Source organism: Agromyces mediolanus (assembly GCF_023715325.1).
GTDB classification, from domain to species: domain Bacteria; phylum Actinomycetota; class Actinomycetes; order Actinomycetales; family Microbacteriaceae; genus Agromyces; species Agromyces mediolanus_A.
Map to the genome: position 1 here is coordinate 238,166 of NZ_JAMBNX010000003.1, position 26,480 is coordinate 264,645.

The window sequence follows — 26,480 nt, forward strand, 5'->3', positions numbered from 1 at the left end:
GACATGACCGACTACTCGAAGATCGACTTCTCCGAGCTCGCCGCCATGTCGGCCGACGAGGTCGTCACGCACTCCTACGTGCGCGACGTGCGCCTCCCCTCCGGCAAGACCCTGGTGCTCATCACCCTCGACAACGGCCGCGACCACACCCGGCCGACGACGCTCGGGCCCGTCACGCTCCTCGAGCTCGACGAGCGACTCGTCGAGCTGCAGGTGCGCGCCGCGGCCGGCGAGATCGACGCCGTCGCGATCACCGGCAAGCCGTACTTCCTCGCCGCGGGTGCCGACCTCTCGAAGGTCGGCGAGATCCCGAGCCGGGAGGTGGCGCTGAAGATGGGCCAGCTCGGCCACTTCGTGCTCGGCAAGCTCGGCGAGCTCGGCGTGCCCTCGTTCTGCTTCATCAACGGGCTCGCGCTGGGTGGTGGGCTCGAGATCGCCCTGAACTCCGACTACCGCACCGTCGACTCCTCGGCCCCCGGCCTCGCGCTGCCCGAGGTCTTCCTCGGCATCATCCCCGGCTGGGGCGGCGCGTACCTCCTGCCGAACCTGATCGGCATCGAGAACGCGCTCAAGGTCGTCGTCGAGAACCCGTTGAAGAACAACCGCATGCTGAAGGCGAAGGACGCCCTCGAGCTCGGCATCGCGGACGCCATGTTCGCGCCGGTGAACTTCCTGGAGGAGTCGCTGAAGTGGGCCGACGGCGTCATCGGCGGTCGTGTGCAGGTGAAGCGCCCGAACACGCCGGGCAAGCTCGAGCGGCTCGCCAAGTGGGACGTCGCGATCGGCATCGCGCGAAAGACCCTCGAGGCCCGCATCGGCTCCGTCGCGAAGTCGCCCTACGCCGCGCTCGAGCTCCTGAAGGCGGCCAAGAGCGGCACCAAGGCCGAGGGCTTCGCCCGCGAGGACGAGATCCTCGCCGACCTCATCGCCGGTGACCAGTTCCGCGCCTCGATCTACGCGTTCAACCTCGTGCAGAAGCGGGCCAAGCGTCCGGCCGGTGCCCCCGACCGCGCGCTCGCCCGCAAGGTGACCAAGGTCGGCATCATCGGCGCCGGACTGATGGCGAGCCAGTTCGCGCTCCTCTTCGTGCGCCGGCTGCAGGTGCCCGTCGTCATCACGGATCTCGACCAGGCCCGCGTCGACAAGGGCCTCGGCTACATCCGCGACGAGATCGGCGCGCTCGAGCAGAAGGGCCGCATCGACGCCGACGAGGCGAACCGACTGCGGGCCCTCGTCAGTGGCACCACCGACAAGGCCGACTTCGCCGACTGCGACTGGGTGATCGAGGCCGTGTTCGAGGACCTCGCGGTGAAGCAGCAGGTGTTCGCCGAGGTCGAGCCGCACCTCGCCGAAACCGCGATCATCGCCACGAACACCTCGTCGCTGTCCGTCGAGGAGATCGGCGCGACGCTCGCGCATCCCGAGCGGCTCGTCGGGTTCCACTTCTTCAACCCGGTCGCGGTCATGCCGCTCATCGAGATCGTGAAGACGCCGAAGACCGACGACGCGACGCTGGCGACGGCGTTCGCCACGGCGGCCAAGCTCAAGAAGAGCGCCGTGCTCACCGCCGACGCCCCCGGCTTCGTCGTGAACCGCCTGCTTGCGAAGGTCATGGGCGAGGCCGCCCGCGCCGTCGACGAGGGCACCCCGGTGCCGGTCGTCGAGAAGGCGCTGGCGCCGATCGGCCTGCCGATGGGGCCGTTCGAGCTCATCGACCTCGTCGGCTGGGCCGTCGCCGCCCACGTGCAGGACACGATGGTGCGCGAGTTCCCCGAGCGTTTCTATGCCTCCGAGAACATGCACGCGCTCTCGAAGCTCGGCGCGCCCGTCGTGGAGAAGGACAAGCACGGCAAGGTCGTCGACCTCACCAAGGAGGCGAAGAAGGCCATCACGGTGGGCAAGACCCCGGTGGATGCCGCGACCATCCTCCGTCGTGTCGAGGACGAACTCGCCGGCGAGATCCGCCTCATGCTCGACGAGCACGTCGTGGCGGCCGCCGAGGACATCGACCTCTGCCTCATCCTCGGCGCCGGCTGGCCGTTCCAGGCCGGCGGGGCGACGCCGTACCTCGACCGCGTCGGCGCGTCGGAGCGGGTCTTCGGTGACACGTTCCACCACCCGCCGGTGCAGGGCGTCGGCGCCTGACCGACCTCGAACCAGCGCACGGCCCGCGACGCACTCGTCGCGGGCCGTGCGGCGTCTCCGGGACGGTCGGTGGTCGACGTCTCAGTCGGCGAGGCGGGCGATGATCGGCTGCGCACCGGTGTCGCCCGAGGCACCGCGAGCGTGCGGCAGCTTCGTGCCGAGCACCATGGCCGTCACGTCGTGCGCGATGTGCTGCGGGGTGAGGCCCACCCGTTCGAGGATCTCGGCGCGCGAGCCGTGATCGAGGAACTCGTCGGGCAGGCCGAGCTCGGTCACGGCGGTGTCGACGCCGGCCTCGCGGAGGTCCTGACGGATCCGAGTGCCGACCCCGCCCACACGCACGCCGTCTTCGAGTGAGACGACCAGCCGGTAGTCCGCGGCGAGCTGCACGACGCTCTCGGGCACCGGCACGACCCAGCGCGGGTCGATCACGGTCGCGCCGATGCCGTGCGCCTCGAGGCGCTGCGCCACGTCGAGGCCGATTCCGGCCATCGGCCCGACCGTCACGATGAGCACATCGCGACGCTCGGACTCGACGAGCACGTCGACGCCGTCGGCCGTGCGGCGGACCGCATGATACTCGGTGCCGACGGACCCCTTCGGGAAGCGGAGCACCGTCGGGGCGTCCTCCACACGGACCGCTTCGCCGAGCTCTTCGGCGAGACGGACCGAGTCGCGCGGCGCGGCGATGCGGATGCCCGGCACGACCTGCAGGATCGAGAGGTCCCAGACGCCGTGGTGGCTGGGACCGTCGGGGCCGGTCACCCCGGCGCGGTCGAGCACGAAGGTGACACCGGCCTTGTGCAGGGCGACGTCCATCAACAGCTGGTCGAAGGCGCGATTCATGAACGTCGCGTACACGGCGACGACGGGATGGAGCCCGCCGAACGCGAGCCCGGCCGCACTCGTGACGGCGTGCTGCTCGGCGATGCCGACATCGAAGACGCGCGAGGGGAATCGTTCGGCCATGCGGTGCAGCCCCGTGGGCCGAAGCATCGCGGCGGTGATACCGACGAGCCGCTCGTTCTGCTCGGCCAGGTGAACGAGCTCGTCGGCGAAGACGCTCGTCCAGCTCTTCGCGCCGCCGGTGTCGAGCGGCTCCCCCGATTCGGGGTCGATCTGCCCCACGGCGTGGAACTGGTCGGCGACGTCCTTGCGGGCCGGCTCGTAGCCCCGGCCCTTCTCGGTGATCGCGTGCACGATCACCGGCGCTCCGTAGTTCTTCGCCTGCCGGAGGGCGTCTTCCATGGCGTGCTCGTCATGCCCGTCGACCGGGCCGACGTACTTGATGTCGAGGTTCGAGTACAGCGCCTCGTTGTCGGTGAAGCGGGAGAGGAAGCCGTGCAGACCGCCCCGCACCCCGCGGTAGAACGCCTTGGCCGGGCCGCCGAGCCGTTCGAAGGCCTCGCGGCTCGACAGGTGCAGATTGCGGTAGGTGCGCTTCGTGCGCACGGAGTTCAGGAAGCGGGCCATGCCCCCGATGGTCGGCGCGTACGAGCGACCGTTGTCGTTCACGACGACGATGAGCTTGCGGGTGTTGTCGTCGGAGATGTTGTTCAGCGCCTCCCACGTCATGCCGCCGGTGAGGGCCCCGTCGCCGACGACGGCGACGACGTGCCGGTCGTGCTGCCCCGTCATCTCGAACGCCTTCGAGATGCCGTCGGCCCAGGAGAGCGAGCTGGAGGCGTGCGAGGACTCCACGATGTCGTGCTCGGACTCGCTGCGCTGGGGATACCCCGCGAGCCCGCCGTTCTGGCGGAGCGTCGAGAAATCCTGGCGCCCGGTCAGCAGCTTGTGCACGTAGGACTGATGGCCGGTGTCGAAGACGATGGCGTCCTGCGGGGAGGAGAAGACACGATGGATCGCGATCGTGAGCTCGACCACGCCGAGGTTCGGGCCCAGGTGCCCGCCCGTTTTCGCCACGTTCGCGATGAGGTGCTCCCGCACCTCCTCCGCGAGCTGGTCCAGCTGCTCCCTCGTGAGACCGTCGAGGTCGCGGGGACCTCTGATCGTCTCCAGCAGGGTCATCTGCGCCGCCTTTCCGTGCGCCGCGAAGTGGGGGTGCGGCATCCGTCGATTCTACGCGACCCGGACGGACGAGGCCGGGCGCTCCCTGAATGGAACGCCCGGCCTCGTCGGGTCGCGACTCGCCTCAGACGAGCGAGCGCAGCACGTACTGCAGGATGCCGCCGTTGCGGTAGTAGTCGGCCTCACCGGGCGTGTCGATGCGGACGACCGCGTCGAACTCGACGGTCTGCTTGCCGGCCGGCGAGTGCTCGCTCGGCTCGGCCACGACGTGGACCGTCTTCGGGGTGGTGCCCTCGTTCAGCTGCTCGAGGCCCGAGATCGACACGACCTCGGTGCCGTCGAGGCCGAGCGAGTCGGCCGACTCCCCCGCCGGGAACTGCAGTGGGACGACGCCCATGCCGATGAGGTTCGAGCGGTGGATGCGCTCGAAGCTCTCGGTGATGACCGCCTTCACGCCGAGGAGGCTCGTGCCCTTCGCGGCCCAGTCGCGCGAGGAGCCGGAACCGTACTCCTTGCCGCCGAAGATCACGAGGGGGGTGCCCTGAGCCTGGTAGTTCTGCGACGCGTCGTAGATGAACGACTGCGGCGCGTCGGCCTTCGTGAAGTCGCGCGTGTAGCCGCCCTCGACCCCGTCGAGGAGTTGGTTGCGCAGGCGGATGTTCGCGAAGGTGCCGCGGATCATCACCTCGTGATTGCCGCGACGCGAGCCGTAGGAGTTGAAGTCCTTGCGCTCGACGCCGTGCTCGGTCAGGTACTGACCGGCGGGGCTGTCAGCCTTGATGGAGCCGGCGGGCGAGATGTGGTCGGTCGTGACCGAGTCGCCGAGCTTCGCGAGCACCCGGGCGCCCGAGATGTCGGAGACCGGCGAGGGCTGCATGGTCATGCCCTCGAAGTACGGGGGCTTCCGCACGTACGTCGACTTCGCGTCCCACTCGAACGTGGAACCGGTCGGCGTCGGCAGCGTGCGCCACCGCTCGTCGCCCTCGAAGACGCTCGCGTACTGCTTGGTGAACATGTCCTCGCTGATCGACGAGTCGATGGTCGCCTGCACCTCGGCCGCGTCGGGCCAGATGTCGCGGAGGAAGACGTCGTTGCCCTCGGTGTCCGTGCCGAGCGCGTCGGTCTCGAAGTCGAAGTTCATCGAGCCGGCGAGCGAGTAGGCGATGACGAGCGGAGGCGACGCGAGGTAGTTCATCTTCACGTCGGGGTTGATCCGGCCCTCGAAGTTGCGGTTGCCCGAGAGCACCGCGGTCACCGCGAGGTCGTTCTGCTGCACGGCGGCCGAGACCTCTTCGATCAACGGGCCCGAGTTGCCGATGCACGTGGTGCAGCCGTAGCCGACGGTGTAGAAGCCGAGGTCCTCGAGGTCCTGCGTGAGGCCGGCCTTCTCGTAGTAGTCGGTGACGACCTTCGAGCCCGGCGCGAGGGTGGTCTTGACCCACGGCTTGGCCTTCAGGCCCTTCTTCACGGCGTTGCGCGCGAGCAGGCCCGCCGCGAGCATGACGGATGGGTTCGACGTGTTGGTGCACGAGGTGATCGCGGCGATCGTGACCGCACCGTGGTCGAGCGTGTACTCGGTGCCGTCGGCCACGACGACCTGCGTCGGCTTGGAGATCGAGGTGGGAGCGTGGCTCCTGTGGTGGTGCACGTGCTGGCTGTATTCGTCTTCCGGCGAGTTCGCCGGCGGGTCGGACGCGGGGAACGACTCGGCGATCTCGAGGTCGACGAGGTCGTGGTCGACCTCGGCGTAGTTCGTGAGGTCCTTCTCGAACTGCTGCTTGGCGGTCGAGAGGACGATGCGGTCCTGCGGACGCTTCGGGCCGGCGATCGAGGGGACGACCGTGGAGAGGTCGAGCTCGAGGTACTCGGAGAAGACCGGCTCGTTCGCCGCGTCGTGCCAGAGCTTCTGCTCCTTGGCGTACGCCTCGACGAGGGCGAGCTGCGCTTCGCTGCGACCGGTCAGACGGAGGTAGTCGACCGTGACGTCGTCGATGGGGAACATCGCGGCGGTCGAGCCGAACTCGGGGCTCATGTTGCCGATGGTCGCGCGGTTCGCGAGCGGCACCGAGGCGACGCCCGAGCCGTAGAACTCGACGAACTTGCCGACGACGCCGTGCTTGCGGAGCATGTCGGTGATCGTGAGCACGACGTCGGTCGCGGTCACGCCGGTGGGGATCGAGCCGGAGAGCTTGAACCCGACGACCTTGGGGATGAGCATCGACACGGGTTGGCCGAGCATGGCGGCCTCGGCCTCGATGCCGCCGACGCCCCAGCCGAGCACGCCGAGGCCGTTGACCATCGTGGTGTGCGAGTCGGTGCCGACGCAGGTGTCGGGGTACGCGCGCACGACGCCGTCGACCGAGCGGTCGTAGATGACCTTGGCGAGGTGTTCGATGTTCACCTGGTGCACGATGCCGGTGCCCGGCGGCACGACCTTGAAGTCGTCGAAGGCCGTCTGCCCCCAGCGCAGGAACTGGTACCGCTCGCCGTTGCGCTCGTACTCGATCTCGACGTTGCGCTCGAGGGCGTTCTCGGTGCCGAAGAGGTCGGCGATGACGGAGTGGTCGATGACCATCTCGGCCGGCGAGAGCGGGTTGATCTTGTTGGGGTCGCCGCCGAGCGCGAGGACCGCCTCGCGCATCGTGGCGAGGTCGACGATGCACGGCACACCGGTGAAGTCCTGCATGACCACGCGCGCGGGCGTGAACTGGATCTCGGTGTCGGGCTCGGCCGTGGGAACCCACGAGCCCAGCGCCTCGATCTGCTCCTTCGTGACATTCGCGCCGTCCTCGGTGCGCAGGAGGTTCTCGAGCAGCACCTTCAGGCTGAAGGGGAGCTTCTCGTACCCGGGCACGGTGTCGATGCGGAAGATCTCGTAGGATTCGTCGCCGACGCGGAGCGTGTCCTTCGCCCCGAAACTGTTCACTGCAGACACGATGTCCTCTCCTTCGCGAAGCCTGCCGCGAACGCATCGCGGCACTTCATCTTGCTCGTCAGACAGGGGGCCGATCCAGCAAGGGTAACCTAATGGCCCCGGTGCCGCCCCGCCCCGCGGGTTCGAGCTATTTATCTCGACGTCGAGATAACTCTATCACTCGGCGGCGGTGTCCTTCGCCGGGTACAGGGCGCGCACGACGAGCCACGTGAAGACGAGCAGGAGGGCGTACAGGGGGACCCCCATCAGCAGCCGGGTCGCCCCGAGCGCCTCGACGTTCTGCGCGAAGTAGAACGGCAGTTGCACGGCGAGCCGCGCGACGAAGAGCCCCACCCAGACGAGCGTGAGGAACTGGGCCGCGCGCAACTTGCGCCGGTCCTTCCGCCAGGCGATACCGTCGTTCATGAGGAAGCCGACGATCAGCCCCAGCACCGGCCAGCGCACCAGCACGGAGACGAGGAGCACCGTCGCGTAGATGCCGTTCGTCCAGAAGCCGAGCACGTAGTTGTCCTCGGCGCGCCCGGTCCAGAGCGAGAGCCCGGCGGACGCGAGCACCCCGACGAGACCGGCGATGGCCTGCGTCGGCTGGCTCTTGACGACGATCCGTGCGACGGTGAAGACCACGGCGAGCCCCACCGACGCGGCGAGGGCGGGCACGAGCGCCGCCTGCGTCTCGAGGCGCGCGAAGCTCGTCAGCGAGCTGTACACGACGAGGAAGACGAGCCCGGGCAGCAGCGCTTCGAGGATGCCTCGGACGCCGCCGATCGCGGTGAGCAGGTCACGCCCGCTCAGCCGCTCGTCACGGGCGAGGGCGCCGAGTCCGCTGCGCTCGGCGGCGGCGGCCAGCTGGCGGCCGAACTCCCCGGCGAGTTCCGCGGACGCGGGCGCGCCGTCCGCGCCCTCCGTGCGACGCTCGGCGTCGGGACCGGCCTCGTCGGCCGGCGCGTCATCGCGCCGCTCGGCGTCGCCCGACATCACTGCTGAGGCTGGGCGCCGGTCGCCGGCATCCGCAGCGGAATCAGGTCGCGCGGCGGCATCGGCGTCGTCCCCCGGACCACGACGATGGAGCGGAAGAGATCTTCGACCTGGGCCGCGGCGGCGGGATCGACCGCCGCCTCCCCCGCGATGACCCCGCGCAAGAACCAGCGCGGGCCGTCGACGCCGACGAAGCGGGCGAGCCGCATCCGTCCGGTCGCGCCGTCGGCGGCCGCGACCGGGATCTGCGCCAGCAGCTCCGGCCCGAACGCACCGTCGCGGACGCTCGTGGTGCCGCCCTGACGGGCGATCTGCTCCGCGATCTGCTCACGGATTTCATTCCACAGGCCGCTCGAACGCGGGGCCGCGAACGGCTGCACCTGCAGGGTGGAGTTGGCGTAGTCGAGGCCGACGGCGACGACGCGCTTCGAGCCCTCTTCGACCTCGAGGCGCAGGTGCAGTCCTTCGCGCGGCAGCACCTTGACCCCGCCGAGGTCGACGTAGGGGCGCACGGGATTCGCCTCCGCCTCGTCGAAGGGGCCGGCGGTGGCCCGATCGTCGGGCGCCGACTTGGGCTGGTCCCCGGGGCGCTCGGCGCTCCCGGCGTTCTCGATCTCGCTCACGCGTTCGCTCCTTGCTTCTGCTCGCCGAATCCCGTCGACCCGAACCCGCCCTCACCGCGATCGCTGCCGGGCAGACGCTCGACCTCGACGAAGCGAGCGCGGCTGACCGGCATCACGACGACCTGGGCGATGCGGTCCCCCGCCTCGATGGCGTAGGGCTCGCGCGCATCGGTGTTCAGCAGCGCGACCTTGATCTCGCCGCGATAGCCCGCATCGACGGTGCCCGGGGCGTTCACGATGGTGATGCCGTGCTTGAAGGCGAGACCCGAGCGCGGCACCACGAAGGCGACGTAGCCCTCGGGCAACGCGATGGACACCCCGGTGCCGACGGTGGCGCGCTCACCGGGCGCGAGGACGAGGGACTCTGCGGCGTGGAGGTCGGCCCCGGCATCGCCCGGGTGGGCGTAGCTCGGGACCCGCTCGGCCGTGATCAGGACGTCGACGGAATCGGTCACCGTTCGAGGGTAGTGCAGAAGTCTGGTGGGATAGAGACATGCCCGTGTACCGCGAGAAACTCTGGCCCACTCCCTGGATCTACATCGTGAGCCTGCTGCTCGTCCCGTCGAGCATCCTGGTGCTCGCCCCCGTCTCGATGCCGGCTGGCATCGTCACGGGGATCGTGCTCTACCTCACGGTGGTCGGCGCGCTCAGTCTGACCGCGCCGGTCGTCGAGGTACGCGAGGGCCGCCTCCGCGCAGGACGCGCGGAGATCGAGCTCGCCCACACGGGCGAAGCGGTCGCCGCGGAGGACGCCGCGGCACGGGCCGAGCGTGGCACCGGACTCGACGCGCGCGCCTTCCTCGTGATCCGCGGCTGGATCGCCCCCGTCGTTCGGATCCCGATCGACGACCCGGCCGATCCGACCCCGTACTGGCTCGTCTCGAGCCGCCGCCCCAAGGAACTGGCCGCCGCGATCAACGGATCGCGACGGCCGGAGTAGGTGCGGGTCGCCGCTCAGGCGGCGCACTCCAGGCAGATCGGCCCGAGCTTCGTCTCGTGGTCGATCTGCGAGCGGTGCTTCACGAGGAAGCAGCTGACGCAGGTGAACTCGTCGGCCTGCGGCGGGAGCACGACGACGTCGAGCTCGACGTCCGAGAGGTCGGCGCCGGCGAGGTCGAAGCTACCGGGGTTGTCGGCGTCTTCGACGTCGACCACACCCGACATCTTGTCGGGGACGCGTTCCTTGAGGGCCTCGATCGACTCCGAGTCGTCTTCGGTCTTCCGCGGGGCGTCGTAGTCGGTTGCCATTCCCATCCATTCCTTCACGCCGAGGATTCGGCGGCGATAGTCTGCATGAAATCATCGGCGTAAGCAAACCATCGCCTGAGAGCCCTTCGGCTCTCGCTGCCTGGTCAACTTCCGGCACGCCCGGGGTATTCCCGGAGCAGGGGCCGTTCGCGTGGCATCCTTGGCGGGAACGCAGGCACGGAAGGGTTCTCGCGATGCAAGAGCTGAAGGTGATCGGGGTCGAGGACGGCGCACTCCTCGTGGCCACCGAAGACGGCGCGCGCTTCCGGATCGTGGTGGACGACGTGCTGCAATCGCGCATCCGCCAGGCCCAGCCCGAGCAGCACCAGGGTCCGAAGATCCCACCACGAGAGATCCAGGCGCACATCCGCTCCGGGATGTCCGCCGAGGACGTCGCGGAGGTCACCGGCGCCGCCGTGGAGTACATCCGGCGATTCGAGGGCCCGGTGGTCGCCGAACGCGAGCACATCGTGAACTCCGCGCTCGCCGTTCCCGTCGCGACCGCGATCGAGCCCGAGGGCGACGAACCCGCCTCGTTCGGCTCCGCCATCCGCGACCGCCTCGCCCGCCTCGGCGCGAGCGGCGAACGCTGGGCGAGCTGGAAGGACGACGAGCGCGGCTGGATGGTGAAGCTCGAGTTCACCGTCGACGAGATCGCGCACGACGCGCGCTGGAGCTTCGAGCCGCGCAAGCAGGCCCTCCAGCCCCTGAACTCGGAAGCCATCACCCTGTCCCAGGTCGGTGAGCTCAAGGGCGGCCTGATCCCGCGCCTGCGCGCGGTCGACGGGGATGCCTCGCGCTTCGACAGCGGCGCGTTCACGGTCGAGGAGCCGGAGCACGGCGAGTTCGACACCGCCCCGCAGCTGGAGCCGCTCCCCTACGCCCGCAGCACCCCGCAGTCGAGCGCGGCGGTCACCCGCGCCGCGATCAAGCGTGCCGACGAACCCGCCCCGGTGATGGGCGAGACGGCCGACCTCCTCGAGGCACTGCGTCGACGCCGGGGTGAGCGCGAATCGTCCGGCGAGGCCGCGTCGCCGAGGTCGGCGGAGCCGACTCCCCTCGTCGAGCAGCCCGAGCTCCCGCTGCCGGCCGCCGAGCCGGCCGCACCGCAGCCTTCCGCGAAGGCCGAGCCGGGCGAGGAACGCCCGGGAAAGGCCGCACGCGGCCTGTGGGGCGGCAAGCAGCAGGCGACCGGCCGCGGGGCCGCCACCTCGTCGAAGAAGAGCTCCAGGGCGTCCATGCCGAGCTGGGACGAGATCGTCTTCGGCGCCCGGCCGGACGACGACCTGGCCTGAGCCCGGACCGCTCGACCCCGGATCGCTCGACCCCGGATCGCTCGACGCGGCCGCCGACGACATCGGCCGCCGAGCGCTGCGGTCCGCACGCCGCCCCGGCGCCGTCGTGCGACGAGCGCCGAGCTCGAGCCGCCGGTGCGCCACGGCACCGAGCGCGCGAAGCTCAGGCCGACTTCTCCTGGCGCCGCTGCTTCACGGGGACGATCGTCGGTGCCGCGTTGTCGATCACCGCGGCCTTCGTCACGACGACCCGGGCCACGCCCGTGGAGCTCGGCACCTCGAACATGATCGGGCCGAGCACCTCTTCCATGATGGCGCGGAGCCCTCGGGCGCCGGTCTGCCGGAGCACCGCGAGGTCGGCGATCGCCTCGAGCGCGTCCTGCTCGAAGTCGAGGGCGACGCCGTCGAGCTCGAACATGCGCTGATACTGCTTGACGAGCGCGTTCTTCGGCTCGGTGAGGATCTCGATGAGCGCTGCGCGGTCGAGCGGCGTGACGGTCGCAACGACCGGCAGGCGGCCGATGAACTCGGGGATGAGGCCGAACTTGTGGAGGTCCTCGGGAAGCACCTCGCTGAACAGCTCGGCGTCTTCGCGCTTCGAGTGCAGCGGTGCGCCGAACCCGATGCCGCGCTTCCCGGCCCGTGAGGAGATGATGTCTTCGAGCCCGGCGAACGCGCCGGCGACGATGAAGAGGACGTTCGTCGTGTCGATCTGGATGAACTCCTGGTGCGGATGCTTGCGCCCGCCCTGCGGGGGCACCGAGGCGACCGTGCCCTCGAGGATCTTCAGCAGCGCCTGCTGCACGCCCTCGCCGGAGACATCGCGGGTGATCGAGGGGTTCTCGGCCTTGCGCGCGATCTTGTCGATCTCGTCGATGTAGATGATGCCGGTCTCGGCGCGCTTGACGTCGTAGTCGGCCGCCTGGATCAGCTTCAGCAGGATGTTCTCGACATCCTCTCCGACGTAGCCCGCTTCGGTGAGGGCCGTGGCGTCGGCGACGGCGAAGGGCACGTTCAGCTGTTTCGCCAGCGTCTGCGCCAGATAGGTCTTGCCGCAGCCGGTCGGGCCGATGAGGAGGATGTTCGACTTCGCAATCTCGACGTCGTCGTGGGTGCGGTCGGCCGTGGTCAGCGTGGTCTTCGCGCGGATGCGCTTGTAGTGGTTGTAGACGGCGACCGCCAGCGCGCGCTTGGCGGGCTCCTGCCCGATGACGTACTCCTCGAGGAAGGAGAAGATCTCCTTCGGCTTCGGCAGCTCGAACTCACCGGCCTCCGTCTCGCCGGCCTCGGCGAGACGCTCCTCGATGATCTCGTTGCAGAGCTCGACGCACTCGTCGCAGATGTAGACGCCGGGGCCAGCGATCAGCTGCTGGACCTGCTTCTGGCTCTTTCCGCAGAACGAGCACTTCAACAGGTCGGCGCTCTCTCCGATGCGTGCCATCGCATCCTCCCTCTCAGCCGTCTGTTCCGAGCCTAACCCGTGCCGGCGTCGTTGCGGCGGAGCGGCGCAGGATCGCCGTCGGCGTGGCGATCCCGGTGGGGAGACGAGGAACGGCGCGCCGGTTCCCCGGCGCGCCGTTCCTCATCGCGTGCGCGGCTCAGCTCGTGAGCGCGGGCAGCGTCTTGCGCGAGGTCAGGACCTGATCGATGAGGCCGTACTGCATGGCCTCCTCCGCCGACAGGATCTTGTCGCGGTCGATGTCGCGGTTGACCTCCTCCTGGCTGCGCTTGGAGTGCTTGGAGAGCGTCTCCTCGAGCCAGGTGCGCATGCGCAGGATCTCGGCGGCCTGGATCTCGATGTCCGACGCCTGCCCGTGGCCCGCCTCGCCCATCGCGGGCTGGTGGATGAGGATACGCGCGTTCGGCAGCGCGAGGCGGCGACCCGGCGTGCCGGCCGCGGCGATGACCGCCGCCGCAGATGCGGCCTGGCCGAGCACGACCGTCTGGATCTGCGGACGGATGTACTGCATCGTGTCGTAGATCGCGGTCATGGCCGTGAAGGAGCCGCCCGGCGAGTTGATGTACATCATGATGTCGCGCTCCGGGTCCATCGACTCGAGCACCAGCAGCTGCGCCATGATGTCGTCGGCCGAGGCGTCGTCCACCTGCACACCGAGGAAGATGATGCGGTCCTCGAAGAGCTTCGCGTACGGGTCCTGGCGCTTGAACCCGTAGGCCGTGCGCTCCTCGAAGCTCGGCAGGATGTACCGCGAGCCCGGGGCCTGGACGCCGGAGAAGGCGGTGCCGCCGACCGCAGGACCGGTGAAGGCTTGCATTGTCATTCGCTCGTTCTCTCTCTCGTTCACGCCTGGTTCGTTCCGCCGCCGCCGGCGACGTCGAGCGCGGACTCGCGGATGTGGTCGACGAAGCCGTACTCGAGGGCCTCCTGCGCGGAGAACCAGCGGTCGCGGTCGCCGTCGGCGTTGATCTGCTCGACGGTCTTGCCGGTCTGCGCCGCGGTGATCTCGGCGAGACGCTTCTTCATGTCGAGGATCAGCTGCGCCTGCGTCTGGATGTCGCTCGCGGTGCCGCCGAAGCCGCCGTGCGGCTGGTGCAGGAGCACGCGCGCGTTCGGGGTGATGTACCGCTTGCCCTTGGTGCCGGCGGTCAGGAGCAGCTGCCCCATCGAGGCCGCCATGCCGATGCCCACCGTGACGATGTCGTTCGGCACGAACTGCATCGTGTCGTAGATCGCCATGCCCGCCGTGATCGAACCTCCCGGCGAGTTGATGTAGAGGTAGATGTCCTTCTTCGGGTCTTCGGCGGCGAGCAATAGCAGCTTCGCGGCGATCTCGTTCGCGTTGTCGTCGCGCACCTCGGAACCGAGCCAGATGATGCGGTCCTTCAGCAGTCGATCGAATACACCCGGCTGCGGTGTCGGTTCGGCCATGGATGTCGCTCCGTTTCGTTGTCGCGTTGAATCGAATCTATCCGGTGCAACAGCGCGGAACGGGGCTGTTCGCCCTAGGCGGATGACGCGTCGCCGCCGATGGCCGCGGCGTACGCGGCCAGCGAATGACGGTACTGCGGGAGGTGCGCGGCGAGGGCGGTCGCGAGCTCGGATGCCGCCCGCCGCTCCTGCCCGAGGTCGACGAGCGCCAGCGCACGGAACCCGGTGATCGCGTCGCCGAGATCGTACGGGTCGCTGCCGGCCTCGTCGAGAAGCCGAAGCGACTCCTCCGGCCGCCCGAGGGTGCGCACGGTCGAGGCGAGCTGGACGAGCGCTTCGACGCGCCGGCGGCCGGCGAGCCCCAGCTGCAGCGCGACCCGGTATCCCCGTTCGGCGTCCGCCGCTCGCCCGGCCGCGTCACGGGCCCCGGCCGCCTCGAACGGCCCGCGCGGATCGTCTGCCGGTAGCGCGGCTGCGAGCGCGTCGATCCTGCGGATCACCTCGTCGTCGCCGAGTCGCTCCGCATCGGCCCAGACGGCATCCACGGCGTCCTGCCAATCGGCTGCGGTCATCGACTCCCCTTCGCTGCGTGGTGGAACGCCAGCGGGGGCCGGGCCACCGGCCCGACCCCCGCTCGTGCGATCAGCTGCTTACGCGTCCGACTTCTTCGCGGCGCGCTTCTTCGGCGCGGGCTTCTCCGCCTCGGCCTCGGCCTCGTCGGCCTTCTTCTTGGTCGCGCGCTTCTTCGGCGCCGGCTTCTCGGCCTCTTCGACGATCTCCTCGGCCTCGGCGACGACCTCGGCCTCAGCCTCGTCCTCGTCCTCCGCCACCGCGGTGAACTCGCTGAGGTCGACGGCCTTGCCGTCGGCGTCGGTGACCTTCGCCTTGCCGAGCGCGATCGCGAGCGCCTTGTTGCGGGCGACCTCGCCGACCATCGCGGGGATCTGGCCCTGCTCGCTCAGGATCTGCACGAACTCCTGCGGGTTCATGCCGTACTGGGCCGCGCCCTGCACGAGGTACTGGGTGAGCTCGTCCTGGCTGACCTGGACGTTCTCGACCTCCGCGATCTTGTCGAGGATGATCTGCGACTTGAACGACTTGGTGCTCGCCTCGGTCACCTCGGCGCGGTGCTCGTCGTCCTCGAGGCGGTTCTCCGACTCGAGGTGGCGGTGCACCTCGTCCTCGATGACCGAGTCGGCGACCGGGACGTCGGCGAGCTCGATGAGCTTGTCGACGAGCAGGTCGCGGGCCTGGGTGCCCTGACCGAAGGTCTTGTTGCGGGCGACCTGCTCCTTCAGCGAGTCGGTCAGCTCGGCGATGGTGTCGAACTCGCTCGCGATCTGGGCGAAGTCGTCGTCGGCCTCGGGGAGCTCGCGCTCCTTCACCGCGGTGACGGTGACGGTGATCTCCGCGTCGGAGCCCTCGTGCTCGCCGCCGAGGAGGCTGGAGGTGAAGGTGGTGGTCTCTCCCGCGGTGAGCGAGTCGAGCGCCTCGTCGATGCCCGCGAGGAGCTCGCCGGAGCCGACCTCGTACGAGATGCCGTTGGCCGTGTCGACCTGGGCGCCGTCGATCTCGGCGACGAGATCGAGCGTCACGAAGTCACCGGTCTTCGCCGGACGGTCGACCGTGATGAGCGTGCCGAAGCGGCTGCGCAGACGGTCGAGCTCCTCGGTGACCTCGTTCTCGTCGATTTCGACGGAGTCGACGGTGAGCTCGAGGCCGTCGTAGGCGGGCAGCTCGATCTCGGGGCGCACGTCGACCTCGATCGCGAGCAGCAGGTCGCCCGAGAAGTCCTTCTCGTTCGGCCACTCGACGATGTCGGCCGCCGGGCGGCCGAGCGGCCGGAGCTCGTGCTCGGTGACGGCGGCGCGGTAGAACCCGTCGAGGCCCTCGTTGACGGCGTGCTCGAGCACGGCCGCCTTGCCGACGCGCTGGTCGATAATGGGCGGCGGAACCTTGCCCTTGCGGAACCCGGGCACGTTGATCTGCTCGGCGATGTGCTCGTACGCGTGGGCGATGCTGGGCTTCAGCTCCTCGGGCGACACCGTGATGGTGAGCTTGGCGCGCGTCGGGCTCAGCTTCTCAACCGAAGTGGTCGGCATGTGGAAGATCTCCTGTTGTGTGGAAGTTCGTGTCGAGCCAGGCGACTCGTCGGGGCGACAGGATTCGAACCTGCGACCTCCCGCTCCCAAAGCGGGCGCTCTAGCCAAGCTGAGCTACGCCCCGAGTCGCTACTCAACTCGTCGTCACCCGCGAGGGCATGCCGAAGCAGGCCGGGACGCGGGATGACCCGAGAAAGTCTACTGCACGGCGCGGGGCTGCTCATGACACGCACAGCGTTCGCGACGGTGCCGTGGAGCGGCGCGCCATACGGCGGAATCGGAGGGGATGACGGGAATCGAACCCGCGTAATCAGTTTGGAAGACTGAGGCTCTACCATTGAGCTACATCCCCGATGCGCCTGGCGGCACGGTTCGATCGTAGTGCACATCGGCGGGGTCGCCGTGCACCTCCGGGCGTCGGCGGCTCGCTCGGGCGCGGCATCCGACCGTAGTGAGGTTCGCCTCCCCTTCGCAAGCCCTGCCTTTCCTTGCTTGAAATAGATCCTGAGCTGCGTAGCGTTGAAGGTGACATCGACCAAGGGAAGGCGGAACAGATGACCGACACCATGGCTCCGAAGACCGGCGCGAACGCCGAGGTCGCCTCCGGGGTGGCCCAGTTCTTCACCCCGATCGTGCACGAGCTCGTGACGCTCGCCGTGAACGGCAAGCAGGCGCACTGGCACGTCCGCGGGATCAACTTCCTCCCGGTGCACGAGTTCCTCGACACGGTCGTGGAGCACGCCCAGGGCTGGGCCGACGAAGCGGCAGAGCGCGTCATCGCGCTCGGACTGCCGATCGACGCCCGCCTCGCGACCGTCGCCAAGGAGACCGCGGGGGCGAACCCCAAGGCCGGCTTCAAGCCGTCCGAAGACACCATCGCCGACGTGATCGCACAGATCGACGTCGCGACCGAGAAGGTGAACGCGGCGATCGAAGGGCTCGAGACGCTCGACCCGTCGAGCCAGGACATCGCGATCGCGATCCGTCAGGGCCTCGACAAGGACCGCTGGTTCCTCTCGGCGCACCTCAGCGTGAGCTGAGCGCGAACACCGACGGCGGAGGGGCCGGGATCCGCACGGATCCCGGCCCCTCCGCCGTGCCCGGTCAGGACATCGGGCGTGCGGTCAGCGCTGCAGCCAGGCGAGGACGGCGAGCACCCGACGGTGGTCGGTGCCGGAGTCCTCGAGCCCGAGCTTCTGGAAGATCGACGTCACGTTCTTCTCGACCGCGCCGACGCCGATGAAGAGCTGCGCCGCGATCCCCGCGTTCGTGCGTCCCTCGGCCATCAGCTCGAGCACCTCACGCTCACGCGGGGTCAGGCTCTCGAGGGGATCGGCCCGGCGGCTCAGCAGCTCGCGCACGACCTGCGGATCGAGCACGGTGCCGCCGTCGCTCACTCGGCGCACGGCGTCGTCGAGCTCGTCGAGCGAGGCGACGCGGTCCTTCAGGAGGTAGCCCATGCCGCCCTCGCCCGAGCTCAGGAGCTCGTGGGCATAGGTGCCCTCGACATACTGACTGAGCAGCAGCACGCCGAGCCGCGGGTAGCGGCGCCGCAGCTCGATCGCCGCGCGCACCCCTTCGTCGCGGAAGCTCGGCGGCATGCGCACATCGAGCACGGCGACATCGGGCAGGTCCTCGGCGACCGACGCGAGCAACTGTTCGGCGTCCGGGTAGGAACCGACGGTCTCGAAACCGGCGTCGTCGAAGAGCCGGACGAGCCCCTCACGCAGGAGGACCGAGTCCTCGGCGAGCACGACGCGGAGCTGGCCGCGGGCGGGGTCTGGCATGCCCCCAACCCTAGCGGCGGCCCCGCTCCGGGCGGCGTCAGCTCAGCTCGGGCGACACCGGCCCAGACGCCGGCGCAGGCGCCGGCGCAGACTCAGGCAGGAACGGGATGTGTGCGCCGATGATGGTCGGACCACCGGCCGGGCTGTCGACGAGGAATTGACCCCGGAGCCCGAGCACCCGCTCGTGCAGCCCGGCGAGCCCGTGTCCCGCCTCGATCCGCGCACCCCCCGATCCGTTGTCCGTGACCCACAGATCGAGCCAGTGACCGGCCGCGCCCGCGTCGCGGACCGCGACCCGCAGCCGAATACTCGTGGCGTCCGAGTGCTTCACGACATTCGTGAGCAGCTCCGCCGCGACGAAGTACGCGTTGCGCTCGATCGCCGCGGGCAGTCCGCTCACCGGCGGCAGCAGGTTCTCGAGGACGACCGGGACCGGGCTCCGCGACGCGAGCGACTCGAGCGCGCTCGCGAGGCCACGGTCCTGCAGCAGCGGCGGGGCGAACCCGCGCGACAGGGCGCGGAGCTCGTCGAGCGTCTCCCGCGCCTGCTCGCGCGCCTCCCCGATGAGCTCCCGCGCCGCCTCCGGGTCGCCCTCCATCCGGCGTTCGATCGCCGCGAGGTCCATCTGCAAGCGCACGAGCCGCTGCTGGGGGCCGTCGTGGATGTCGCGCTCCAACCGCCGCAGCGAGGCATCCTCCGCCTGGACCGCCGCTCCGCGCGAGGCGGCGAGCTGCGCGACCTCGACCTCGAGCGCCTCCGAGCGCCAGGCGCCGAGCAGGCCGCGCGCCGCCCCGTCGTGCAGGAGGGTCAGGCCGCGGAAGACGTACGGCAGCGTGAGCAGGAAGATCACCCCGAGCACGAACTCGAGGAGCCGCTCCCCCGCGACCACGTCGTAGCCGAAGTCGTTTCCGGGGAAGAGCCGGTCCACCAGCCATTCGTTGAGCCAGAAGCCGCGGTCGTCCTCCGGGATGAACCCCTGCCAGAACCAGCCGGTCGTCCCGCCGAGCGCCATCGACAGCCAGACGATCGTGACCGTCCAGGTGAAGACGCTGACGATCGGGTTGATGATCAGCGTGTGGAGCACGTACAGCCAGTAGTGCCCGTCGACGAACGGCACGAACGCGGCGCGCCAGAATCCCGCTTCCCGTCCGTCGCGCGCCCAGTCGGGCCGCTCGATGCGGGGACGCCCGGCCCACTCGAGGCGGACCAGCTCGAGCGTGCCGAAGCCGCGGGCGACGTAGAAGGCCCCGACCATCACGAACACGCCGACGACGACGGCGAGCAGCCCCACGCCGCTGAAGAAGACGGTGGCGGCGACGCTCAGACCGACGATCGCGATCGGCATGGTGAGGATCAGGAAGCCGAGCTCCCGCGGCACGGACGCCCAAAGCGCCCCGTACCCTCGACGGTGCTTCGGCGCGACTGCCTCGGCGGCTCGGCTGCTGGCCGGTTCGGTGGTCATGGTCTCGCGATTCGTCTCGGTGCTGGTCGGGTCAGTGGTGGTCATGGTCGGTCCCCTCGGGCATCGTCGCACGCTGACCGGGCTCGACGACGGCGAACTGCCCCATCATCCCCTGATCCTCGTGCCACAGCAGGTGGCAGTGGTACATGTACGGCGTGTCCTGATCGGCGTAGTCGGTGAAGCGGAGGAGCAGCACGTACTCGGTCTCGGGCTCCACGTAGATCGTGTCCTTCCACCCGCTGAGCTCCGGCGGCGGCGGGTCCCCGCCCACCGTGGCGAGCCGGAACTGCACGTCGTGCACGTGGAAGCTGTGCGGCAGGGCGGTGTCGTTCACGATGGTCCACCGCTCGAGCGTGTCCACCGTGACGGTCTCGTCGATCCGGCCGAGCTCCATCGCCCGGCCGTTGATCTCGAAGCTGTCGTCGAGGACGAACCGGCGATCCGCGGCGACCTCGCCGTCGCCGAGCGGCGGCAGCGCCACGAGCGCGGCGGGGTCCGCCGCAGCGGGACGGAGCCGGTCTGCGGCGCGGAGCTCCAGCACGTCGAAGGCGTCCGCCGCGCCGTTCGTCTGTGCCACGGGTCCGACGAGTCCGGCGATCTCGGCCGTCATCCGGGACTGCAGCACCAGCCGCTCGCCCGGTGTGAGGCGTACGAGCACCTCCGCCCGCTCCCCGGGCGAGAGTCGCACGTACGGCAGCTCCACCGGCGCGTCGAGCAGACCGCCGTCGGTGCCGATCAGCCGCACGGGGCGTTCGTCGCCCCAGGAGAACGCGTAGCTGCGCGCGGTCGACGCGTTCAGCAGCCGCAGCCGGAGCAGCTCGTCGCCCGCCTCGAAGTACGGCGAACGCGTCCCGTTCACGACGAGCTCGTCGCCCAGCGCGCCCGCATACCCGCGCGGTGCCGCCTCACGGCGCCCCTCGGCGGTGAACCCGGTGTCCTGCACGATCACCGGGACGTCGTCGACGCCGTACTCGCCGGGCAGGCCGAGCGCCCGCTCGGCTTCGTCGTGCAGCAGGAACAGCCCGGCGAGACCACGCGAGACGTGCGCCTCGGTCGCGCCGTGCGGATGCGGGTGGTACCAGAGCGTGGCCGCCTGCTGGTCGACGAGCCACTCCGGCGCCCACCTCGCACCGGGAACAACCATCTGATGCGGGCCGCCGTCCATCTCCGCCGGCAGATGCATCCCGTGCCAGTGCACGGTCGTGGGCTCGTCGAGGGTGTTGCGCACGTCGACGCGCACCCGTTCGCCGCGCTCGGCGACGAGGGTGGGTCCGAGGAAGGTCCCGTTGAACCCCCAGGTCTCGCTCGGCACGCCGGGCTCGAACTCGGTGGTGCCGGCCTGAGCGGTCAGCGCGAAGACGCGCGTGCCGTCCGCACCGACCGTCGACTCGGCGAGCGGCGGGATCACGAGCGGCCGGTCGAAGCCGACCCGGCCGACGGTCGACACGGTGCCGGGCGTCACGATGCCGCATCCGGCGAACGCGAGCGCCACCAGGCCGCCGGCGGCCAGTGCGGTGAGCCCGGAGACGAGGGTCGCGCGGGGGCGCCGAAGGGGCGAGAGTCTGGCTGGTCGCGTGGTGCCGAGCATGGTTCCAGCCTCGCGAGCACGGCGGCCGCGGCCCATCCGGCGCCCGTCCGGATTCCACCGGGGGTTATCCCCCGCCGCCTATCCGGCTGCGGCGCTCAGGCCTGGCAGGAGGGGCACCAGTAGAGCTTGCGGGCGCCGAGCTCCTCGAGCACGATGTTCGTGCCGCAGACCCGGCACGGCAGGCCCTCGCGCTTGTAGACCCAGTGCCGGTCGTCGCGATTCGCCATGGCGGCGCGATAGGCCTCGCCCTCGAGCCCGTCCATCGTCATCATCTGCCCGGTCTCCACGCCGATGCGCAGCAGCCGGCCCCAGTCGTGCCAGAGCTCTCGCACGGTCTCCTCGGGGACGAGCCGGCCCGGCGTGTGGGGGTTGAGGCCCGCACGGAAGAGGAGCTCCGCCCGGTAGACGTTGCCGATGCCGGCGACGACGTTCTGGTCCATGAGGAGCAGTGCGATCGGCGTGGGCTTGCGCCGCACCGTGGCGACGAATCGCTCCTCCGCCTCGGCGCTGTCGTCGAGGAGCGGGTCGGGGCCGAGCTTGGCGACGACCGATTCGACCTGCGCCGGGTCGAGGACCTCGCACGCCGTCGGGCCGCGGAGGTCGGCGCAGACGGTCTCGGTGAGCAGGCGCACCCGCACTTGACCGACGGGCTCGGGCGGGAACGACCACGAGGTGTCGCCCTCCTTCTCCGACTCGGCCATGCGCAGGCGGGTCCGCCGCGGTGCGCCGATCGAGGTGAGCGAATTCTCGCCCGCCGCATCGAGCACGACCGCGTCGGGGTTCGGGCCGTCGAGGAAGGTGCCGCGCATGTTCGTCTGCCCCATGCGCCCGTTCGCCGAGGCGATGGTCGGATCGAGCAGGATGTCGCCCGCGAAGTCCCAGGCGCCATAGATGCCGAGGTGCACGCGCAGCCAGCGGTCGCCCTCGAACCCGAGGAACATCTGCTTGCCGACGGCTCGCGCGTCGATCATCCGCCGGCCGTCGAGGAGTGCGGCCCCCTCGGCGAAGCGTCCCTGCGGACTCGACACGTGCACCGTGCGTCCGACGAAGTTCCGCTCGAACTGCCGGGTGATGCGATGGACGGAATGGCCCTCGGGCATGCGCGCGCCTACGCCTCGGGCTCCGACGCCTGCGCCGAGCCGGTCGAGGTGTCGACGCCCTTGCCCGCGATGTCGCCGGTCGTCTCGTACTCGGCGAGCTGCGCGATGCGGCGCACGTGTCGCTCGTCGCCGGAGAACGGCTCGGCGATGAAGGCGTCGATGTAGCGGATCGCCTCCTCCACGGTGTGCTGGCGCGCGCCGATCGAGATCACGTTGGCGTCATTGTGCTCGCGGGCGAGGAGCGCGGTGTCCATGCTCCAGACGAGGGCGGCGCGGATGCCACGCACCTTGTTCGCCGCGATCTGCTCGCCGTTGCCGGAGCCGCCGAAGACGACGCCGAGCGCGCGCACCCCGGCCGCCTGGTCGCGGGCGACCCCGAGGGCGGCGTTGATGCAGAACGCGGGGTAGTCGTCGAGCGCGTCGTATTCGGCCGGGCCGTGGTCGACGACCTCGTGACCGCCGTTGGTCAGATGGGCCTGGAGGGTCCGGCTGAACTCGAGGCCGGCGTGGTCGGTCGCGATGTGGATGCGCATGGTGACGATTCTAGGGAGTGCCGATCCAGCGGATGGCCCGGCCGTGCGGCTGCACCCACGCGAGCTGCTCCCCGTCGAGGGCGAGCACGAAGTCGCTCGACGCATTGTGGACGTCCTCACGCGCCGCGATGCCGGGGACGACCCCGCGGCCCTCGACCGAGAGCCAATGGGCGTCGAGGTTCGCGACCTCGGCGACGAAGCGGCGCTTGGCCTCTTCGCCGAGGTAGGCGATGACGGCGGTGTGCAGCACGACGAGGGTCGCGCCGGCGGGCGCCTCGGCGGCGACCCGCCCGAGCTGCTCCACGAGGTCGCCCTCGACGAGTCGTGGCGGATCGGCCGCGACGAGCGATGCGGCCGCCCGGAGTCGCGCACGACGGTCGTCGTGCTCGGGCCAGATGAGCGCGTCGAGCCAGGCGAGATCGTCGGCGCGGCGCACGTCGAGCGGATTGAGGTCGATCCCCGCCCGCCAGACGACGTCGGGGAGCTCGCTCGGGATCGGCACGCCGCCCGTCGTCTCGCAGTCGAGCAGGACGGGGCTCGGCCCGTCGCTCGGCTCGAGCGGCTCCCGACCGTCGTAGCGGTAGCCGTACCGGTCCGGATACAAGCAGAGGCCCGCGGATGCGCCGACCTCGAGCAGGGCGAGCGGTCCCGGGATCCGCGCGAGGACCGGGAGGTGGAGGGCGCAGCGACCGGCCTCGTTCGTCTGCGTCGCGTGATCGAGCACGGTCGCGCGGACTTCGATCCAGTGCCGGTGCAGCCACTCGCGGAACACCGCGTACGGCCCGAGCGGGCAGCCCTGGAAGCGCGCGGCGCTGAAGACGAGGTTCGGCTGTCGCTTGGCGACGGGCAGCTCCTCGATCAGCTCGATGAGCGCGGCATCCGTCGCGACGCCGGCGGCCCAGGCCTCGTACGTGGCGGACATGCCGCGCGCTTCGACCTCGGCGAACGCCCGATAGCGGGCGGCGGTCGAGGCTTCGGGGTCCATCGTCTCGCGCATGCCGCCACGCTACGTCGGGTTCGCGTCGAGCGGAACCGCCACTTCCGGACGTGAGCGGGTCGCGCGAGTAGGCTGGTCCGCGTTGCCTGCGGCCACGAGCCGCGTCGATGAAGCGAAGGAGCGCACGTGCCCGGAGAGAACCTCACCCGCCTGGAAGCCGAGGAGCGTGCTGCGCTCGTCCAGGTCCACGACTACGACGTCGTGCTCGATGTCACGACGGGCCCCGAGGTGTTCCGTTCGACGACGACCGTCCGGTTCCAGGCGAAGACGCCCGGCGCCTCGACCTTCATCGACGCCATCACCGCCGAGGTGCACTCGATCACCCTGAACGGCGTCGCCCTTGACCCCGCCGAGGTCAGCGACGGCGTGCGCATCCAGCTGCCCGATCTCGCCGCTGAGAACGAGCTCGTCGTCGTCGCCGACGGCCGCTACATGCACACCGGCGAGGGCCTGCACCGCTTCGTCGACCCCGCCGACGGCGAGGTCTACCTCTACACCCAGTTCGAGGTGCCCGACTCGCGGCGGATGTTCGCCGTGTTCGAGCAGCCCGACCTCAAGGCCGCGTTCCGGTTCACCGTGACGGCGCCGTCGCACTGGCAGGTCGTCTCCAACCAGCCGACGCCCGAGCCCGAGCTGCACGCCTCGGGCCGGCGCGCCGACGACGTCTCGACCGCGACCTGGGCGTTCGAGCCCACCCCGCGCATGTCGAGCTACATCACCGCGCTCATCGCGGGCCCGTACGACGTCGTGCGCGACGAACTGACGAGCTCGGACGGCCGGGTCATCCCGCTCGGCGTGTTCAGCCGGAAGAGCCTGTCGCAGTACCTCGACGCGGACTACCTCTTCGAGAAGACGAAGCAGGGCTTCGCGTACTTCGAGGACAAGTTCGACGTGCCCTACCCCTTCGCGAAGTACGACCAGCTCTTCGTGCCCGAATACAACGCGGGCGCGATGGAGAACGCGGGCGCCGTCACCTTCACCGAGGTGTACGTCTTCCGCTCCAAGGTCACCGACGCGATCAAGGAGCGCCGGGTCGTCACGATCCTGCACGAGCTCGCGCACATGTGGTTCGGCGACCTCGTCACGATGAAGTGGTGGAACGACCTCTGGCTGAACGAGTCGTTCGCCGAGTGGGCCTCGACCATCGCCACCGCCGAGGCCACCGAATGGGTGCACGCCTGGACGACGTTCAACTCGATGGAGAAGAGCTGGGCGTACCGTCAGGACCAGCTGCCCTCGACGCACCCGATCGTCGCGGAGATCCGCGACCTCGAGGACGTGCTCGTCAACTTCGACGGCATCACCTATGCCAAGGGCGGGTCGGTGCTGAAGCAGCTCGCCGCCTGGGTCGGCATCGAGGCGTTCTTCACCGGCGTCTCGGCGTACTTCAAGAAGCACGCCTGGGGCAACACCACCCTCGCCGACCTCCTCGCCGAGCTCGAGACCGCGTCGGGCCGTGACCTGTCGGGCTGGTCGAAGATCTGGCTCGAAACGGCCGGGGTGAACACCCTCCGCCCCGAGATCGAGACCGATGCCGACGGCGTCATCACCGCCTTCTCGGTGCTGCAGTCGGCCCACCCCGACTACCCGACGATCCGCCCGCACCGCCTCGCCATCGGGTTCTACAACCTGGTGGACGGCAAGCTCGTGCGCGAGCACCGGGTCGAGCTCGACGTCGACGGCGAACGCACCGAGGTGTCCGAGCTCGTCGGCCTCGCCCGCCCCGGGCTCGTGCTGCTGAACGACGACGACCTCGCCTACGCGAAGATCCGCCTCGACGAGGCATCCCAGGCCCTCGCACTCGCGAACCTCTCGCAGATCGAGGACCCGCTCGCGCGTGCCCTGGTCTGGTCGAGCGTGTGGGACGCCACCCGCGACGCCGAGACCAGCGCCAGCGACTACCTGGACCTCGTCCTCGGCAACATCGCCGCCGAGACCGAATCGACGACGCTCCGGATCGTGCTCGCGAACGCCCAGCTCGCGGCGAGCTCGTACGTCGCGCCCGCACGTCGCGCCGACGCCCGCCGCGCGCTCGCCGACGGCCTCTGGGAGCTCGCGCAGCAGGCGGAGCCCGGCAGTGATGCGCAGTTCCAGTTCGTGAAGTACTTCGCGGCCCTCGCCGAGTCCGGCAGCCACGTCGACGAGCTCGCCGCCCTCTTCGCGGGCGAGCGCAGCCTCGACGGTCTCGACATCGACACCGACCTCGGCTGGGAGCTGCTCATCGCCCTCGTCGCCGCCGGCCGCGCCGGCGACGCCGAGATCGACGCCCGCCTCGCCTCCGACCAGACCGCGACCGGGCAGGAGTCCGCCGCGCACGCCCGTGCGGCGATCCCCACCGCCGAGGGCAAGCAGCGCGCCTGGGCCTCCATCGTCGAGGCGGACACCGCGACGAACTCCGTCGTGCGCACCACCGCCGCGGGCTTCGTCCGCGCCGGCGACCGCGAACTGCTCACCCCGTACGTGCCGCGTTACTTCGACATGATCAGCCGGGTCTGGACCGAGCGCAGCTACGCCATCGTCGAGAAGCTCGTCGAGCTCCTCTACCCCGCGAGCCTCGCGAACCGCGAGCTCGTCGAGGCCAGCCACGCCTGGCTCGCAGCGAACGCCGACGCCCCGCCTGCCCTGCGCCGGCTCGTCGTCGAGAACGTCGCCGGCGTCGAACGCGCGCTCGCCGCCCAGGAACGCGACGCCGCCTAGTCGTCGCACCGGCACCGCCCGTCTGCCATTCCCGAGGGCGATGCGCCGGCCGCCGCGGATCCGTAACGTCGTCCT

22 protein-coding genes and 2 tRNA genes are annotated in these 26,480 nt (G+C 70.1%); 5 read left to right on the forward strand and 19 right to left on the reverse strand.

What is annotated here, in order from left to right; translation table 11 throughout:
* Positions 1-3: 3 nt before the first annotated feature.
* Complete coding sequence (locus M3147_RS07350) at positions 4-2,145, forward strand: 3-hydroxyacyl-CoA dehydrogenase NAD-binding domain-containing protein (RefSeq protein WP_251202812.1); 2,142 nt, start codon at positions 4-6, stop codon at positions 2,143-2,145.
* A gap of 81 nt (positions 2,146-2,226) precedes the next feature.
* On the opposite strand, the gene dxs is transcribed toward M3147_RS07350, so the two are convergent.
* From dxs to dut, 5 genes are all read right to left on the reverse strand, one after another.
* A complete protein-coding gene (dxs, locus tag M3147_RS07355; RefSeq protein WP_251202961.1) occupies positions 2,227-4,173 on the reverse strand; it encodes a 1-deoxy-D-xylulose-5-phosphate synthase in 1,947 nt (648 codons plus the stop codon).
* 124 nt (positions 4,174-4,297) lie between these two features.
* Positions 4,298-7,108 carry an aconitate hydratase AcnA gene (gene acnA, locus M3147_RS07360; protein ID WP_308201050.1) on the reverse strand — a complete coding sequence of 937 codons (2,811 nt, stop codon included), beginning with the start codon at positions 7,106-7,108 and terminating at the stop codon, positions 4,298-4,300.
* A gap of 156 nt (positions 7,109-7,264) precedes the next feature.
* Positions 7,265-8,083 (reverse strand): DUF3159 domain-containing protein, encoded by an 819-nt coding sequence (locus M3147_RS07365; protein WP_251202813.1) that lies wholly within the window; start codon positions 8,081-8,083, stop codon positions 7,265-7,267.
* Complete coding sequence (locus tag M3147_RS07370; RefSeq protein WP_251202814.1) at positions 8,083-8,706, reverse strand: DUF3710 domain-containing protein; 624 nt, start codon at positions 8,704-8,706, stop codon at positions 8,083-8,085. Before M3147_RS07370 ends, M3147_RS07365 begins: the two co-directional genes overlap by 1 nt.
* On the reverse strand, positions 8,703-9,161 hold the full coding sequence (gene dut / locus M3147_RS07375) for a dUTP diphosphatase (protein ID WP_251202815.1): 459 nt from the start codon (positions 9,159-9,161) through the stop codon (positions 8,703-8,705). Before dut ends, M3147_RS07370 begins: the two co-directional genes overlap by 4 nt.
* Before the next feature lie 38 nt (positions 9,162-9,199).
* Between dut and M3147_RS07380 the strand changes: the two genes are divergently transcribed.
* Positions 9,200-9,646, forward strand: coding sequence for a DUF3093 domain-containing protein (locus M3147_RS07380; RefSeq protein ID WP_251202816.1), 447 nt, complete (start codon positions 9,200-9,202; stop codon positions 9,644-9,646).
* Positions 9,647-9,660: 14 nt separating this feature from the next.
* Here the strand turns inward: M3147_RS07380 and M3147_RS07385 are convergent, their stop codons facing one another.
* Positions 9,661-9,954: a DUF4193 domain-containing protein gene (locus M3147_RS07385; RefSeq protein ID WP_189084861.1), complete on the reverse strand. Its 294-nt coding sequence runs from the start codon at positions 9,952-9,954 to the stop codon at positions 9,661-9,663.
* 194 nt (positions 9,955-10,148) lie between these two features.
* Here M3147_RS07385 and sepH point away from each other — a divergent pair, with 194 nt between their 5' ends.
* On the forward strand, positions 10,149-11,249 hold the full coding sequence (gene sepH, locus M3147_RS07390) for a septation protein SepH (protein WP_251202817.1): 1,101 nt from the start codon (positions 10,149-10,151) through the stop codon (positions 11,247-11,249).
* A 163-nt stretch (positions 11,250-11,412) separates the two neighbouring features.
* Here sepH and clpX read toward each other — a convergent pair whose 3' ends face one another.
* The 7 genes from clpX to M3147_RS07425 all read right to left on the reverse strand — a co-directional run bounded on the left by clpX (position 11,413) and on the right by M3147_RS07425 (position 16,593).
* Positions 11,413-12,690 carry an ATP-dependent Clp protease ATP-binding subunit ClpX gene (gene clpX / locus M3147_RS07395; RefSeq protein ID WP_251202818.1) on the reverse strand — a complete coding sequence of 426 codons (1,278 nt, stop codon included), beginning with the start codon at positions 12,688-12,690 and terminating at the stop codon, positions 11,413-11,415.
* Between the two features lie 157 nt (positions 12,691-12,847).
* On the reverse strand, positions 12,848-13,525 hold the full coding sequence (locus M3147_RS07400; RefSeq protein ID WP_251202963.1) for an ATP-dependent Clp protease proteolytic subunit: 678 nt from the start codon (positions 13,523-13,525) through the stop codon (positions 12,848-12,850).
* Positions 13,526-13,551: 26 nt separating this feature from the next.
* A complete protein-coding gene (locus M3147_RS07405) occupies positions 13,552-14,139 on the reverse strand; it encodes an ATP-dependent Clp protease proteolytic subunit (RefSeq protein WP_251202819.1) in 588 nt (195 codons plus the stop codon).
* Positions 14,140-14,213: 74 nt separating this feature from the next.
* A complete protein-coding gene (locus tag M3147_RS07410) occupies positions 14,214-14,711 on the reverse strand; it encodes a tetratricopeptide repeat protein (RefSeq protein WP_251202820.1) in 498 nt (165 codons plus the stop codon).
* Positions 14,712-14,789: 78 nt separating this feature from the next.
* A complete protein-coding gene (gene tig / locus M3147_RS07415) occupies positions 14,790-16,241 on the reverse strand; it encodes a trigger factor (protein WP_251202821.1) in 1,452 nt (483 codons plus the stop codon).
* Positions 16,242-16,290: 49 nt separating this feature from the next.
* Positions 16,291-16,365, reverse strand: a tRNA-Pro gene (locus M3147_RS07420).
* Between the two features lie 157 nt (positions 16,366-16,522).
* Positions 16,523-16,593 (reverse strand) — tRNA-Gly (locus M3147_RS07425).
* Between the two features lie 202 nt (positions 16,594-16,795).
* On the opposite strand from M3147_RS07425, the gene M3147_RS07430 reads away from it, so the two are divergent.
* Positions 16,796-17,281, forward strand: coding sequence for a Dps family protein (locus tag M3147_RS07430; RefSeq protein ID WP_251202822.1), 486 nt, complete (start codon positions 16,796-16,798; stop codon positions 17,279-17,281).
* Between the two features lie 84 nt (positions 17,282-17,365).
* Here M3147_RS07430 and M3147_RS07435 read toward each other — a convergent pair whose 3' ends face one another.
* The 6 genes from M3147_RS07435 to M3147_RS07460 form a co-directional block, all read right to left on the reverse strand.
* Positions 17,366-18,028, reverse strand: a complete 663-nt coding sequence (locus tag M3147_RS07435; protein ID WP_251202823.1) for a response regulator transcription factor — start codon at positions 18,026-18,028, stop codon at positions 17,366-17,368.
* A gap of 37 nt (positions 18,029-18,065) precedes the next feature.
* Positions 18,066-19,535, reverse strand: coding sequence for a sensor histidine kinase (locus M3147_RS07440; RefSeq protein ID WP_251202824.1), 1,470 nt, complete (start codon positions 19,533-19,535; stop codon positions 18,066-18,068).
* Entirely contained in the window at positions 19,522-21,078 is a 1,557-nt protein-coding gene (locus M3147_RS07445) for a multicopper oxidase family protein (protein ID WP_251202825.1), read from the reverse strand. Before M3147_RS07445 ends, M3147_RS07440 begins: the two co-directional genes overlap by 14 nt.
* A 95-nt stretch (positions 21,079-21,173) precedes the next feature.
* Positions 21,174-22,178, reverse strand: coding sequence for an Fpg/Nei family DNA glycosylase (locus M3147_RS07450; RefSeq protein ID WP_251202826.1), 1,005 nt, complete (start codon positions 22,176-22,178; stop codon positions 21,174-21,176).
* Between the two features lie 8 nt (positions 22,179-22,186).
* Entirely contained in the window at positions 22,187-22,711 is a 525-nt protein-coding gene (locus tag M3147_RS07455; protein ID WP_251202827.1) for a ribose-5-phosphate isomerase, read from the reverse strand.
* A gap of 10 nt (positions 22,712-22,721) precedes the next feature.
* On the reverse strand, positions 22,722-23,708 hold the full coding sequence (locus M3147_RS07460) for a DUF2332 domain-containing protein (protein WP_251202828.1): 987 nt from the start codon (positions 23,706-23,708) through the stop codon (positions 22,722-22,724).
* A gap of 126 nt (positions 23,709-23,834) precedes the next feature.
* Here M3147_RS07460 and pepN point away from each other — a divergent pair, with 126 nt between their 5' ends.
* Positions 23,835-26,405 (forward strand): aminopeptidase N, encoded by a 2,571-nt coding sequence (pepN, locus tag M3147_RS07465; protein WP_251202829.1) that lies wholly within the window; start codon positions 23,835-23,837, stop codon positions 26,403-26,405.
* Positions 26,406-26,480: the final 75 nt, after the last annotated feature.